General features: G+C 75.4%; 14 protein-coding genes and 1 pseudogene. 6 read left to right on the top strand and 9 right to left on the bottom strand.

All coding sequences use genetic code 11. From position 1 onward, the window contains the following. Positions 1-103: 103 nt before the first annotated feature. Positions 104-1,180, bottom strand: a complete 1,077-nt coding sequence (gene hisC / locus ACWEO5_RS05845; protein ID WP_344553976.1) for a histidinol-phosphate transaminase — start codon at positions 1,178-1,180, stop codon at positions 104-106. A gap of 287 nt (positions 1,181-1,467) precedes the next feature. On the opposite strand from hisC, the gene ACWEO5_RS05840 reads away from it, so the two are divergent. The 3 genes from ACWEO5_RS05840 to ACWEO5_RS05830 all read left to right on the top strand — a co-directional run bounded on the left by ACWEO5_RS05840 (position 1,468) and on the right by ACWEO5_RS05830 (position 5,027). Next, positions 1,468-2,625, top strand: coding sequence for a LacI family DNA-binding transcriptional regulator (locus tag ACWEO5_RS05840; RefSeq protein WP_452160492.1), 1,158 nt, complete (start codon positions 1,468-1,470; stop codon positions 2,623-2,625). Positions 2,626-2,824: 199 nt separating this feature from the next. Beyond that, a complete protein-coding gene (locus tag ACWEO5_RS05835) occupies positions 2,825-3,973 on the top strand; it encodes a metallophosphoesterase (RefSeq protein WP_452160490.1) in 1,149 nt (382 codons plus the stop codon). Between the two features lie 184 nt (positions 3,974-4,157). Next, positions 4,158-5,027: a hypothetical protein gene (locus ACWEO5_RS05830; protein ID WP_452160488.1), complete on the top strand. Its 870-nt coding sequence runs from the start codon at positions 4,158-4,160 to the stop codon at positions 5,025-5,027. Between the two features lie 276 nt (positions 5,028-5,303). Here the strand turns inward: ACWEO5_RS05830 and ACWEO5_RS05825 are convergent, their stop codons facing one another. After that, positions 5,304-6,707 carry an MFS transporter gene (locus ACWEO5_RS05825; RefSeq protein WP_452160486.1) on the bottom strand — a complete coding sequence of 468 codons (1,404 nt, stop codon included), beginning with the start codon at positions 6,705-6,707 and terminating at the stop codon, positions 5,304-5,306. A 121-nt stretch (positions 6,708-6,828) separates the two neighbouring features. On the opposite strand from ACWEO5_RS05825, the gene ACWEO5_RS05820 reads away from it, so the two are divergent. Continuing rightward, a complete protein-coding gene (locus tag ACWEO5_RS05820) occupies positions 6,829-7,824 on the top strand; it encodes an Lrp/AsnC family transcriptional regulator (protein WP_452160484.1) in 996 nt (331 codons plus the stop codon). Positions 7,825-7,842: 18 nt separating this feature from the next. Here ACWEO5_RS05820 and ACWEO5_RS05815 read toward each other — a convergent pair whose 3' ends face one another. Then, a complete protein-coding gene (locus ACWEO5_RS05815) occupies positions 7,843-9,057 on the bottom strand; it encodes a M20 metallopeptidase family protein (protein WP_452160482.1) in 1,215 nt (404 codons plus the stop codon). A 357-nt stretch (positions 9,058-9,414) separates the two neighbouring features. Between ACWEO5_RS05815 and ACWEO5_RS05810 the strand changes: the two genes are divergently transcribed. Next, the gene (locus tag ACWEO5_RS05810) at positions 9,415-10,281 is read left to right on the top strand and encodes a SecDF P1 head subdomain-containing protein (protein WP_452160480.1); all 867 of its coding nucleotides are present in this window, start codon (positions 9,415-9,417) and stop codon (positions 10,279-10,281) included. Between the two features lie 27 nt (positions 10,282-10,308). Here ACWEO5_RS05810 and ACWEO5_RS05805 read toward each other — a convergent pair whose 3' ends face one another. Then, positions 10,309-11,088, bottom strand: coding sequence for an SDR family NAD(P)-dependent oxidoreductase (locus tag ACWEO5_RS05805; RefSeq protein ID WP_452160478.1), 780 nt, complete (start codon positions 11,086-11,088; stop codon positions 10,309-10,311). A gap of 79 nt (positions 11,089-11,167) precedes the next feature. Between ACWEO5_RS05805 and ACWEO5_RS05800 the strand changes: the two genes are divergently transcribed. Further along, positions 11,168-12,001: a LysR family transcriptional regulator gene (locus ACWEO5_RS05800; RefSeq protein WP_452160611.1), complete on the top strand. Its 834-nt coding sequence runs from the start codon at positions 11,168-11,170 to the stop codon at positions 11,999-12,001. A 238-nt stretch (positions 12,002-12,239) separates the two neighbouring features. On the opposite strand, the gene ACWEO5_RS05795 is transcribed toward ACWEO5_RS05800, so the two are convergent. The 5 genes and pseudogenes from ACWEO5_RS05795 to ACWEO5_RS05775 form a co-directional block, all read right to left on the bottom strand. Then, positions 12,240-12,368 (bottom strand): hypothetical protein, encoded by a 129-nt coding sequence (locus ACWEO5_RS05795; protein WP_452160476.1) that lies wholly within the window; start codon positions 12,366-12,368, stop codon positions 12,240-12,242. A gap of 32 nt (positions 12,369-12,400) precedes the next feature. Then, complete coding sequence (locus ACWEO5_RS05790) at positions 12,401-12,820, bottom strand: PIN domain-containing protein (protein WP_452160474.1); 420 nt, start codon at positions 12,818-12,820, stop codon at positions 12,401-12,403. Continuing rightward, on the bottom strand, positions 12,817-13,038 hold the full coding sequence (locus tag ACWEO5_RS05785) for a type II toxin-antitoxin system VapB family antitoxin (protein WP_452160472.1): 222 nt from the start codon (positions 13,036-13,038) through the stop codon (positions 12,817-12,819). The genes ACWEO5_RS05790 and ACWEO5_RS05785 overlap by 4 nt, the downstream gene beginning before the upstream one ends. 277 nt (positions 13,039-13,315) lie before the next feature. Continuing rightward, entirely contained in the window at positions 13,316-13,537 is a 222-nt protein-coding gene (locus ACWEO5_RS05780) for a hypothetical protein (protein WP_452160613.1), read from the bottom strand. A gap of 119 nt (positions 13,538-13,656) precedes the next feature. Then, positions 13,657-13,737: pseudogene (locus ACWEO5_RS05775) on the bottom strand (FitA-like ribbon-helix-helix domain-containing protein); the annotation flags it as partial. Positions 13,738-13,902: the final 165 nt, after the last annotated feature.

Here is a 13,902-nt window from a genome sequence, read left to right as displayed (position 1 = left end):
GGGCTCTCCCTGCGGTGCGTCGTGCGCTTGCCGCAGGGAGTCCTTCCACCCGGACGGGGCGGGCAATCCGGCCCGCCCGCCCCGCCCGCGTCCTGAGGCCGGGTCAGAGCTCCTTGCGGAACGCCTCCGCGGCCGCCAGGAACAGGTCGTTGCCCTGGACCTCGCCGATCGAGACCCGCGCGCCGTCGCCGGCGAACGGGCGGACCACCACGCCCGCCTCCGCGCAGGCGGCGGCGAAGTCGAGGGTGCGCTCGCCCAGGCGCAGCCAGACGAAGTTGGCCTCGGAGTCGACGACCGTCCAGCCCTGGGCGCGCAGGGCGGCGGTGACCCGGGTGCGCTCGGCGACCAGCGCCTCGACCCGCTCCAGCAGGGCCTGCTCGGCGCGCAGCGAGGCGACCGCGGCGTCCTGGGCGAGCTGGCTGACGCCGAACGGGACGGCGGTCTTGCGCAGCGCGTCGGCGACCGGCTCGTGGGCGATCGCGAAGCCGACCCGCAGGCCGGCCAGGCCGTACGCCTTGGAGAAGGTGCGCAGCACGCAGACGTTGGGGCGGTCGCGGTAGAGCTCGATGCCGTCGGGGACGTCGGCGTCGCGGATGAACTCGCGGTACGCCTCGTCGAGCACGACCAGGACGTCCGCCGGGACGGCGTCCAGGAAGCGGACCAGCTCCTCGCGGTGGATGGCCGCGCCGGTCGGGTTGTTGGGGTTGCAGACGAAGATCAGCCGGGTCCGGTCGGTGATCGCGGCCAGCATGGCGTCGAGGTCGTGGGCCTCGTCGGCGGTCAGCGGGACGGGCACGGGGGTGGCGCCGGCGACCTGGGTGATGATCGGGTACGCCTCGAACGAGCGCCAGGCGTAGATGACTTCGTCGCCGGGGCCGGCCGCGGAGAGCACCAGGGACTGGGCGACGCCGACCGAGCCGGTGCCGGTGGCGACGTGCTCGGCGGGGACGCCGAAGTGTCCGGCGAGTTCGGCGGTCAGGCCGCTGACCGCCATGTCGGGGTAGCGGTTGAAGTCGCCCGCGGCGGCGATCGCGGCCTCCAGCACGCCGGGCAGCGGCGGGTAGGGGTTCTCGTTGGAGGACAGCTTGAAGGCGTCGGCGCCGGCCGGCTTGCCGGGCTTGTAGCTGGGGATGCCGTCCAGGCTGGGCCGCAGGCGGGGGCCGTGTTCGGGCTGAACCACGGGGTTCTCCGTTTCTCGTTCCTCGACGGTGGCGTCGTTCCGCCCCCGGTCGGGTGCTGTGAACGATACCGACCGCCCTCACCCGTGCGGGTGAGATGCTCGTCCGGGTTACGGGCGCGGTTCGGCCATTCTGCCGGGTTCCTTTGGCACATGTCAGAGGTATCCGGGCCGGAAAACCACGGCCTTCCCGGGGCACCCGGCCAAGGCGTCCAAGGAGAAACGTATCTCCGACCTTCTGTAGCGAACCGGTCACGGACCGCCGTCACGCGCCATACGATCGGTCCGCCATGACAGCAGCAGCCAACCAGAACGGTCGACGGGCCACCGCGTCCCGGCGCCTGGAGCGGGCCGGCATCCGGGACGTCGCGGCGGCCGCCGGCGTGTCCATCACCACCGTCTCGGACGCCCTGAACGGCAAGGGCCGACTCCCGGACGAGACCCGCAGCCGGGTCCGCGAGGTCGCCGAGCGCCTCGGGTACCGGCCGTCCGCGGCCGCCCGCACCCTGCGCACCGGGCGGTCGGGGCTGATCGGCCTGACCGTCACCACGTACGGCGAAGAGCCGTTCACCTTCACCGAGTTCGCCTACTTCGCCGAGATGGCCCGGGCCGCCACCAGCGCCGCGCTCGGCCGCGGCTACGCCCTGGTGGTGCTGCCCGCCTCCTCCCGGCACGACGTGTGGAGCAACATCGCGCTCGACGGCACGGTGGTGATCGACCCGCCCGACCAGGACCCGCTGGTCACCGAGCTGTACCGGTCCGGGGTGCCGGTGGTCTCCGACGGGAAGCCGGGCAACTGCCCGGTCACCGCCTGGGTCGACAACGACCACGAGGCCGCCGTGCTCGGCATCCTGGAGCACCTCAGCGAGGCCGGCGCCCGCCGGATCGGCCTGCTCACCGGCACCTCCACCGACACCTACACCCGGCTCTCCACCGAGGCGTACCTCGCCTGGTGCGACCGGGTCGGCCAGGAGCCGGTGTACGAGGCGTACCCGGCGCACGACCCGGCCGCCGGGGCGGTCGCCGCCGACCGGCTGCTGGCCCGCCCGGACCGCCCGGACGCGGTGTACGGCCTGTTCGACCCGAACGGCACCGACCTGCTGGCCGCCGCCCGCCGCTACGGGCTGCGCGTCCCGGACGACCTGCTGCTGGTCTGCTGCAGCGAGTCCGACGTGTACGCCAACACCGAACCCCCCATCACCACGCTCTCCCTGAAACCCCGTCGGATCGGCACCACCGTGGTCAACCTGCTGATCGACGCGATCGAGGGGGTCGACGCCGGCACCGGCACCGCGACCGGCCGGCTCTTCCCGCCGCGCTACCGCACCGCCGGCACCGGCCCGCCGCCCGGCACCCTGATGCCCACCGAGCTGATCGTCCGGGCCTCCTCGCAGCCCCGCGCCCCGCGCACCACCGTCAGCCCGCCCCGACCACCGGGCGAGGTCTAGACCCTTCCGCCCCGCACCGTCCGCCGACCGCCCCGCCACCGGTCGCCCCGCCCGCCGGCCACCACCGGCACGAAACCGGGCGGAACGGGGCGGAACGGACACCCCGGCGGCCGGGCCCGGGCCGGTGCGGGCGGGTCGACAGAAATCGGATACCGACCAGGTGAGGACGACGGGAGAGTACGCTTCCTATGATGGGCGAATGACACCCGAGGACCTCTTCCGCGAACCCGAGCAACCGCACTCGGGCCCCCGCCCCCGCCAGGACCTCGACGTGCTCCCGCAAGGCTCCTACTTCGAACCGGCCGAACCGGCCGGCTACCCGTACGAGGAGACGTACAGCACCTACGGCGGCGCCCGCTACCTGGAGCAGCACTGGGCCCCCGCAAGCGAGTTCGGCACCGACGCGCCCGCGCCCGGCCGCCACTACGCGCCCGCCGGCCAGGCCCCGCACGAGGACCCGCCGACCATCGAGCTCGGCCCGCCGATCGACACCCCGCCCGTCGAGGTGCACTTCCCGTACCCGCAGCCCGAGCCCGGCGAGGGCCCCGGACCGCTGTTCGTCATCGGCGACGTCCACGGCTACCTCGACGAGCTGCTCGCCGCCCTCCACCAGCAGGGCCTGATCGACACCGAGGGCCACTGGTCGGCCGGCCGCTCCCGGGTCTGGTTCCTCGGCGACTTCACCGACCGCGGCCCCGACGGCATCGGCGTCATCGACCTGGTCATGCAGCTCGCCGCCGAGGCCGCCGCGGCCGGCGGCTACTGCCGCGCCCTGATGGGCAACCACGAACTGCTCTTCCTCGGCGCCTCCCGCTACGGCGACGAAGCCGTCCAGTCCACCGCCGGCACCGCCTCCTTCCTCGCCGCCTGGCGCCTCAACGGCGGCCAGCAGCACGACCTGGAACGCCTGCAGCCGCACCACATCAGCTGGCTGTCCCGGCTGCCCGCGATGGCCCTGGAGGACGGCCACCTGCTGCTGCACTCCGACACCACCGCGTACCTGGAGTACGGCGAGACCATCGCCGACGTCAACGACGCCGTGCACGCCCTGCTCGCCGACGAGGGCATCGACGAGTGGTGGGACGCCTTCCGCAAGTTCACCAAGCGCTTCGCCTTCCGCGGCCAGGCCGGCACCATGGCCGCCCAGGAACTCCTCGCCGTCTACGGCGGCTACCGGGTCGTCCACGGCCACAGCCCGATCCCGTACCTCACCGGCGACCAGCCCGAGGACGGCACCCCGCCGAACGTCCCCGGCCCCTACATCTACGCCGACGAGCTCGCCATCGCGATGGACGGCGGCGTCACCATGGACGGACGCCTGCTGGTCGCCCGGCTGCCGCTGAACTGACCCCCCGCGACCGGCACCCGAACTGGAGAACTGAACTCCCGAACTGACGCACTGCCCGGCAACTGCACCGCCGCGCAGGGGAACTGAGCACCCGGAAGTTCCGGAAAGAGGCTGTCGGCCCGCTCCCGCGCACCCCTACCATCGAGGCCACTGACCTCCGTCGACCTCGCGGAACGGGGTACCCATGAGCAACCCCCCGCGCCTGCTCGCCGAGGACCGCGCCGACTTCGCGCGGCTGCTCGACGAGACGCTGCGCGACACCGGCGTCCGACAGGCCCTCGCCGAACCGGGCGACCACCTCACCGCCGAACAACTGCACACCAAGGCGCTCGCCGACGCCGACACCGTCGCCGCACCCGCCGCCCCCGAGTACGCCCACTACCTGGCACTGCGCAGCGCGCTCGCCGAACACCCCGGCACCGCGCCGCCCGCCGGCGCCGGACTGTTCCCCGTCCTCACCGTGCTCACCCCCGTCCTGGCCGGCGCCGCCGGACTCGTCCTGCTGCTGCTCGGCTGGCTGCTGCGCGCCGCCGCGCCCTCGCTCGCCCTCGGCCGCTCCACCGTCACCGCCGGCGTCGTCGCCCTCGCCATCGCCGCCGCCGCCCTGCTGATCGGCGGCGCCGGGCTCGTCCTCACCGCCCTGCGCGACGCCTCCGCCGGCCCCGACCAGGCCGACCCCCAGCAGCACGCCGACCTCGCCGAAGCCCGCGCCGCCTGGCGCGAGGCGCTCCGCGAACGCGCCCTGCTGCCCTGGCTGCACGCCAACCTGGCCGCCGCCCCGGCCATCAGCCCGCTCCCGCACGCCCGGCCCGCCCCGCCCGACCTGCACAGCCCCGGCTACAGCCGCGCCGCCTACTCCTCCCCCGGCTTCAGCAGTCCCGGCGCCGAGGGCCTCACCGACGGACGGGGCCGCCCCCGCGAACGCTCCGCCGAGTTCACCGGCCCCGGCTACTCCTCCCCCGACTTCACCAGCCCGGGACCGGAGGGGCTCACCGACGAGAAGGGGCGGCCCCGCCCCGACGGCCCGGGGTTCACGGGGCCCAACGAGGTCTGAGAGAGCACCGCCAGGGGCTCGGCAGTGCGCGCGTTCAGGGGCTCGGCAGTGCGCGCATTCAGGGGCTCGGGGAACGGCGAGGCCGTGGCTGCCGGCGGTGCACCGCCGGAGCGCGCATCGGCTTCCGGTTCCGTTCACTCCACGCAGCAGCACGAACCTCCGACGGGCTCCGGCCAGCAGCAGCACGGACCCGCCGTTCCCCGGGCCCCTGATTGCTCCCGAGCCGCCTGCCGGCAGCTCCCCGGGCCCCTGATGGAACGGCCGGAACCGGACCGGTCAGGCCGCCGGCTCGCGCCGCAGCGCCAGCGCCACCGGCACGCCCAGGCCGCACAGCAGCGCGCAGCCCGCCCAGACCACGGTGTAGGCGCCCCCGGAGGGAATCCCGGGGCGCAGCAGCAGGTGGTCCAGGACCGCCGCCGCGGCCACCCCGGCCACCGCTCCGGCCAGGGACTTCAGGGTGTTGTACACGCCCGTGCCGATGCCGGTCTGGTCGGCCGGGAGCCGTCGCATCAGCAGCGCGGGCAGCAGGCTCAGCCCCAGGCCCGCCCCGTAGCCCGCCAGCGCGCCGCCGATCACGAACTGCCAGGCCGCCGTGTGCCCGAGGGCGATCAGGCCGTAGCCCGCGGCGCACAGGGCGAAGCCGCCGGCCAGGACGGTGGAGACCTGGTGCCGCGCGGTCAGCCGGTGCGCCGTCACCGCGCCCAGGGTGGCCGCCGCGGTCTGCGGCAGCACCAGCAGGCCCAGTACCAGCGGTACCGCGCCCAGCCCGTAGCCGGTCTCCGCGGGCTTCGCCGCCTCGAAGGCCAGCGTCGGGCCCTGCGCCCCGTACAGCGCGCAGCCCAGCAGGAAGCTCAGGCCGAACACCGGGGCGGTGGCCCGCCGGGCCAGCAGTCGCACGTCCACCATCGGGGTGCCGGTGCGCAGTTCCCGGCGGACGAACAGGGCCAGCAGCAGCGCCCCGGCCGCCGGCAGCGGCAGCGTGACCGCGCCCGGCAGCACCCCGCTCGCGCCCAGGCCGGACAGCAGCAGGGTCAGGCCCAGCGAGAGCAGGGCCGCCCCGGCCCAGTCGATCCGGCCCGCCGCCCGGGTCGCCGACTCCGGGACGAGCCACCACACCACCGGCAGCGCCAGCACCGGCAGCGCCGCCAGCGCCCACAGCAGCGGGCGGGTCGCCGCCGGGTCCGCGCCCAGGCCGCCGACCGCGATCGCGCCCAGCGTCGAGCCCACCGTCAGCGCGCCCACCAGTGGGCCGACCGCCCGTCCGCCGCGCTCCTCGCCGAGGCGGTCGCGCAGGATCGCGAACTCCAGCGGTAGCCAGCAGGCCAGGAACCCGGCCAGTGCCCGGCCGGCCAGCAGCACCGGCAGGTCGGGGGCCAGCGCGGTGACCGCGAAGCCCAGCAGGGTGAGCAGCACGGTGGCCCGCAGCAGCCGCCGGTGCCCGTACAGGTCGCCCAGCCGCGAGGTCAGCGGCACCGCGACGCCCGACACCAGGAACTCCACGCCCAGTGCCAGGCTCAGGTCGGCGGCCCGCAGGTCCAGGTGCTCGCCGAGCCGGGGCAGCAGGATCGGGAACCCGCCCTGCAGCACCCCGCTGGCGAACTCCACCAGTGCGAGCAGCGGGACGGCGGAGGCGGCGGCCCGGGGGAGGCGGGACGGGCGGGGTGCGGCGGCGACGGTCATCGGCGGTTCCGTGGGGGTGCGGAGGGTGGTGGGGGTGGCGGCAAGGATGGCTAACCTGGAGGCCACCGCACCGCCCACGCACGAATCCGTTCCTGCGGCCGACCCCGCGCAAGGATCAGCCATGATCGACGAACTCGACCTGGCGCTCGTCGACGCCCTCCGGGTCGACCCGCGAGCCCCCTGGTCCCGGCTGGCCGCCCCGCTCGGCGTCGATCCCGCCACCCTCTCCCGCCGCTGGTCCCGGCTCACCGCGAACGGCGACGCCTGGGTCACCTGCTACCCCTCCGCCGACCGGATCGGCGCCGGCCTCACCGCCCTCGTCCAGGTCGACTGCCCCGCCGACCGGGTCACCGAGGTCGCCGCGGCCGTCGCCCGGCACCCGCAGACCGCCAGCATCGAGCTGGTCACCGGCGACGCCGACCTGCTGCTCACCGTCGCCGCGTACGACCGCGCCTCGCTCACCGCCTACCTGGTGGACCGGCTCGGCGCCGTCCCCGGCGTCCTGCGCACCCGGACCACCCTGGTCGAACGCACCCTGGTCGAGGGCAGCCGGTTCTCCAACGGCGCGCTGGACGCCGAGCAGCGCCGCGCCATCGCCGCTCCCCCGCCCGGCGGGGCCAAGCCGGTCGCCGACCGCCGGGTCGAGGAGGACCTCGCCCTGATCCAGGCCCTCGGCGCCGACGGCCGGATGCCCTACGCCGAACTCGCCGCCCGGACCGGCCTGCCCGCCACCACCGTCCGCCGCCGACTGGCCGAACTGCGGGACTCCGGACGGGCGGTGCTGCGCTGCGACGCCTCCCCGCGGGTCACCGGCCACCCCGTCGGCGCGATGCTCTGGCTCGACGTCCCGCCCGCGGCCCTGCCCGATGCCGTCCGCCGGCTCAGCGCCCTGCCGCAGACCCGGATGTGCGCCGTCACCGTCGGCCCCGCCAACCTCGTCCTCTACCTGATCGCCCCGCAGCTCCCCGACCTGCGCCGGATCGAGCAGGACCTGGCCCACCACCACCCGGCGGTCCGCGTCCACGACCGGCACGTCACCCTGCGCACCCCCAAACTGGTCGGCCACCTCCTCACCCCGGACGGCCGCCGGACCGGCTACGTCCCGATCGAGCCCTGAGCCCCGTCGGGGGCTCTTCTACCGCACCTTGCCGAGCGCCAGCGCCGCCAGCAGGGCCGCCGCGTCGCCCAGGATCCCGTCGTCGAAGCGGGCCTCGGCGGAGTGGTTGTACGGGGCGGTGAACGGGTCGACCTCCGGGGAGCAGGCGCCGAACATCACGTACGCGGCGGGGACGTGCTCGGCCAGCACCCCGAAGTCCTCGGAGCCGGCCACCGGCCGTGGCATCTCGAAGTAGTGGTCGTCGCCCAGGAGTTCGCGGGCGGTGCGTTCGGCGTACGCGGCCTCGGCGGGGTCGTTGGCGGTCACCGGGTAGCCGTGCTCGACGACCGCGTCGACCTGGCAGCCGTGCGCCTCGCCGATGCCCCGGACCACCCGGACGGCCTCGGCGAGGACCAGTTCGCGGGCGGCGGGGGAGAAGGAGCGGACGGTCGCGCCGAAGGCGGCCTCGTCGGGGATGACGTTCTCCGCGGTGCCCGCGTGGAAGGTGCCGACGGTCAGCACGACCGGGTCGAAGGCGTCGAAGCGGCGGGTGACCATGGTCTGCAGGGCGAGCACCGCCGCGCAGGCGACCGGGACGGGGTCGACCGCCAGGTGCGGGCTGGAGCCGTGGCCGCCGCGGCCCCGGACCACCACCTTCAGGGTGTCGGAGGCCGCCATGATCGGCCCGGGCCGGCCGGCCACGTAGCCGGCGGGCAGCAGGGCGGCACCGACGTGCAGGGCGTACGCGGCGCTGACCCGTTCGCCGGCCGCGTCCAGGACGCCGTCCTCGACCATCAGGGCGGCGCCGCCGTCGCCCTCCTCGCCGGGCTGGAACATGAACACCACGCTGCCGGCCAGCTCTTCGCGGCGGGCGGCGAGCAGCCGGGCCGCGCCGACCAGCGCGGCGGTGTGCAGGTCGTGGCCGCAGGCGTGCATCGCGCCCGGGTTCTCGGAGGCGTACGGGAGACCGGTGTTCTCCGGCACGGGCAGCGCGTCGAGGTCGGCCCGCAGCAGGACGGCGGGTCCGGGGCGGGCGCCGCGCAGGACGGCGGTGACGGAGGAGAGCCGCTCACCGAGGGTGATCTCCAGCGGCAGGCCGTCGAGGGCGTCGAGGATGCGGGCCCGGGTGCGCGGCAGGTGGAGCCCGATCTCGGGGTCGCGGTGCAGGGCCCGCCGCAGTTCGACGAGTTCGGGGTGGAGCGCGGCGGCGTCGCGGCGGAGTCCGTCGAGCGGGGGGTGAACGTCGGCCGACATGGGTGCGCCTCCAGGGTGGACGGGGAGCGGACGGTTCCCCGGCATCCTGGCCCCGGCGCGGCCCGGCCCGGCCCATGCGCACGGATCACCCGGGATCGGCGGGTGCCGCGCACGGATCTTCCAGCCCGGCGGCCTGCTCCGGGGGCGCGGCCGCCGGCAGCACGGCCGCGACCGCCCCGGCCTCGGGACGGTCCCGGGCCCCGGCCCCGCCCCCGGGGGAATGCGGCGCCCGCCCCGACAGCCGCCCGATCGCCCACGAACGCCCCCTCACCAGGACCGGCCCAACTCGGCCACAGCAGTGGCCGATTGGCCCGTAACCCGCCCGGATTCCCCCGGCCGACTGCCACAATGACCGCCATGACGAACCCCCGGCGCACCGCGGGCACCGCCGCCCTCCTGCTCGCCTGCGCCCTCGGCGCCACCGCCTGCGGGTCCTCCGCTCCGCCCGCCCCGGCGCCCGCCCCGGCGTCGACCGGCCCGACCGCCACCGGACCCGAGACGAACACCGTCTTCACCACCGACCGGCCGCTGGACTCCGAGGCACTCACCCGGGCCGCCGAACAGCTGCGCCACCGGGCCGAGTTGCTCGGTCTGCCGAACCCCCGGGTGAAGCCCGGTGACGGCACCCTGACGCTCACCACCGCCGGGCCGGTCGCCGACCGGCTCGCCGCGCTCACCCACCGGGCCGCGCTGGAGATCCGCCCGGTGCTGGCCGCGGTGGTCGACGCCACCCCCGCCCCCGCGGACGCCCCGGACCGGTGGCGGGACCGCCTGGCCGCCCTGGACTGCGCCGCCCCGGCCGCCCAGGCCCAGGCCGCGCCCGGCACCGAACTGCTGGCCTGCGACCGCGCCGACCCGTCCGGGATCCGCTCGAAGCTCGCGCTCGGCCCGATCGCGGTCCAGGGCGCCGAGATCGCCGACAGCAGCGCCGCAGCCGACACCAACGGCGCCGGCTGGCAGGTGCAGGTGCACTTCACCCCGGCCGGCGGCGCCGCCTTCGCCGACCTCACCGGCCGGATCGCCCAACTCCAGGAGCCGGAGAACCAGTTGGCCATCCTGGTGGACGGATACGTCCTCTCGCACCCCTTCGTCGTGGAGGCCATCACCGGCGGACGGGCCGCCATCACCGGCGCCTTCACCAAGGAGCAGGCCGAGGAACTCGCCGCCCAACTCGCCACCCAGGCCCTCCCCGCCGACCTCCACCCCGTCGGCGCGACGCCCTGACCCCCGGCCCGCCTCCCGGTCGCCGCGTCACCAGTCGACCGGCCCGTCCTCATCGAAGAACCCGCCGCTCGGTCCGTCCGGGCCCAGCAGGGCCAGCCGCTCGACGACCGCCGCGCCCTGGTCGGCGGTACGGGTGATGCGGCGGCCGAGGGCGAGCTCCCGGGTGAACCCGGTGTCGCAGGCGCCGGGTGCCGCCGCGTTGACCAGGATCCCCGCCGGGCGCAGCTCGCGGGCGTACTGCACGGTCAGCATGGTGAGCGCGGCCTTGGCGGCCGGGTACGCGGCCAGCGGCGGCTGGCCCGACAGGTAGTGGCCGGGGTCGCTCTGCCGGGCGAACGAGCCGACCGCGCTGGAGACGTTGACGATCCGGGCGGCCGCCGAACGGTGCAGCAGCGGCAGCAGCGCGTTGGTGACGGCCAGCACCCCGAACAGGTTGGTGGCGAACACCTCGCGCATCGTCTCCAGCGTGGTGGCGCTGGGCAGTTGGGCCGCCATCCCGCCGGAGATCCCGGCGTTGTTGACCAGCACGTCCAGTCGGCCGAACCGGTCGCCGACCTGCCGGGCCGCCGCCCGCACCCCCGCGGCGTCGGTGACGTCCAGGGTCAGCGGCCACAGCCGCTCCCCGTCGGCTCCGGCCGCCCGGATGCCGGGGTCCGCGCGCAGCCGGTCGACCGCGGCGGCGGCCCGGTCCGGGTCGCGCGCGGTGACCAGCACGGTCAGGCCGCGGGCGGCGAGTCGGCGGGCGACGGCATGGCCGATGCCCCGGTTGGCCCCGGTGACCAGGGCGATCCTGTCCTCGTTCGTCATGCGCCCAGCTGATCACCACCAACCGGTGGGCAGCCAGGCCGAGTTCGGCATCGACCGATACCGTGGCGGCATGGACCGGCTGGAGACCCGCGAACTCGCCCACTTCCTGGCCCTCGCCGAGGAACTCCACTTCGGCCGGGCCGCCCGCCGGCTCGGCATCTCCCAGCCCGCGCTGTCCCGCACCGTCGCCCGGCTCGAACGCCGGGTCGGCGCACCGCTGTTGCTGCGCGGCGGACGCGAGCAGGCGCTGACCGGGGCCGGGCGGGTGCTCGCCCGCGAGGCCGCCGCCGTGCTGGCCGCCGCGGACGCCGCCCTGCACCGGACCCGCCGGGCCGGGCAGGACGAGCCCCGGCTGGTGCTCGCGGTGAAGCCCGGCGGTGACGGCGGTCTGCTGCCCGCCCTGCTGGCCGCGCACCGCGCCGAGCCGGGCGCGGTCCGGGTCGACGTGCTGCTGTGCGATCCGGCCGAACGCGTCCGCCTGCTGCACGACGGCACCGCCGATCTCGCCCTGCTGCACCACCCGCCGCACGACCTCACCGGCCTCGACACCGAACTCCTGCTGACCGAACGCCAGTTGGCCGTCCTGCCGCGCACCCACCCGCTGGCCGACCGCCCGCGACTGCGGCCCGCCGACCTGGCCGGCGAGCCGACCGTCCGCTGGCAGGGCACCGCCGGCCCGGACCGCACCGGCCCCGAAGTCCGCGACCTCACCCAACTGCAACAGCTCGTCGCCCTCGGCCGGGCCGTCGCCGTACTGCCCGAATCCGTCCGCGGCCAGCTCCGCGCCGACCTGTGCGGCATCCCGCTGCTCGGCGCCGCCCCGACCGCCCTGCTCCTCGCCTGGCCCGAGCACAGCACCTCGCCCGCCACCGCCGCCTTCGTCCGCACCGCCGCCGCACTCGTAGCGGCCTGACGCCCGCCTCAGCGCCAGTACGTGCACGCGAACGCGCCCGTGCCCGCGTCCGCCGCGTGGCGCAGCACCCGGAGCGGGCCGTCCAGCAGCTCCCCCGCCGCGGCGTACTCGGCGTCCGGGTCGTCGCCCGCGCAGGTCGTCCATGCGGTGATCCGGTCGAGCGCCCGGTCGCGCCGCTCGCCGTCGAGGTCCAGGGCCCGCGCGGCGTCCGGGAGGGCGGCCCGTACTTCGGCGGCGGTCAGCAGGAAGTCGCCGAACCAGCCGGGCAGCCGTCGACCCCGACGAGGTGCACGAACCGCTCCGGCAGTTCCGCCGCGTCCCGGTCGGGCAGCACCCCCACCACCCGCACCTCGGTCGACCCCGCCATCGTGCTCCGCCCCTCCACGCCCCGGTCGGCCGCTAGCGCGGAGCGTCGCGGACGTTGCGCTGCAGGACGTCGGTCAGCACTCCGGCAGCGGTGGCGAAGTCGTTGTCGTCGTGCAGGACGATCAACCCGTGGTGGGCCGCGGTGGCGCAGACCATCAGGTCGACGGTGGACAGCGCCCGGACGGCTCCACCGCTCCGGGCGAGCCGGAACTGGGCGGACTCGATCCAGCCCCACACGTTCTTCGGCAGCGGGACGTCGGGATACAGGTCTGCGAACATCTCGCCCATCTGCTCGTAGTGGACGAGGTTGCGGGCGGAACGCCGGAACTCGGTGCGCTGGGGCGCGCACGACCCGATCACGCGCAGGTCGATGTCCTCCCCCCACGCGTCGCTCAGGTGCTGTTCGCGCAACAGGCGCCAGACGGCGGTGGAGTCCGCGAGGTACCGGATCACCCTGCGGAGCGCTTCTCGGCGTCATGGAGCTGCTGCCAGCCCTCGTAGTCCCACTCCTGGGCGACCTGCATGTGCCGGGCGCGCCGGGCAGCGCGCTCGTGCTTCTCGGCGTACTCGCGGAGGGCGGCGTTCACCACGTCTTTCTTGGTCGCGCCTCCGGAGAACCGCAGCGCCTTCGCCAGGGCGTCATCGTCCAGGTCGATGGTCGTCACGCTCATGCATGCCTCCGATATATAAGGCCAACAACACTTTTGAATATAGCAGCGCCCGACCGGGGCCGGGCCGGTGGCCGATCTTCATCGATCAGGAGACCAGAGAAGGCACCACCGCGAAGAGTCGCGTCACTCCGGGCGGACCGGGAAGACCTCGATCTCGCACTTCGCCGCACCGCCGCGCCCGATCCGCGCGTCGCCGGTGACCAGCGGCACGCCCAGGGGGCCTCCGCCAGGGCGACGTACTGGGAGTCGTAGGCGCCGAGGTTGGCGTGCAGTTCCTTCACGCGGTCCCAGACGGCAACGCCTCGCACTTGGCGACGGGGAGCGTCCGGTACGCGGTGACCGCCCGCTCCATCTCCTGCTCGGTGAGCTTGCCGCCACGTTGCATGCCGAGGAGGGCCGACTGGATCCCGTAGTCCAGGAGGGTCGGCGCGTAGACGTCCCCGGCCTCGGCCACCCGGCCACGGAGGAGGTCGCCGTCGGCGCCGTGGGCGGTGAGCACCAGAGGACGTCCGCGGCGCTGACGCGGGCGGTGGTCCCCCGGTTCAGCCGCTCCATCATCTGCGCCCTCGTGGGCCTGGACGCCTCCATGGCGATGAGGCCCTGCATGAACGCCTGGAGCGACTGACCGGCCTGGGCCGCACGGACCTTCAGGGTCCGGACCTGGTCTTCCGGGACGTCCCGGATCGTGAGGACCGTCATGGCTGCGTTCTAGCTTCCATGCCTGCAAAACGCAGATCCGAGGAGATGGAGCGACCGCAGCGCCGCCCGGGGAGCGAAGGCTCCCGGGCGGCGCTGCGGTCGCGTGCGTCAGTCCGCCAGCGGGGGGGAGGCCGTTTTGGCGCGGGCGGGGAACGCGGCGGGCGG

This window comes from Kitasatospora sp. NPDC004272, from assembly GCF_053603035.1.
The sequence above is the reverse complement of the archived record's forward strand: the minus strand, read 5'-3'. Positions and strand labels throughout refer to the sequence as shown.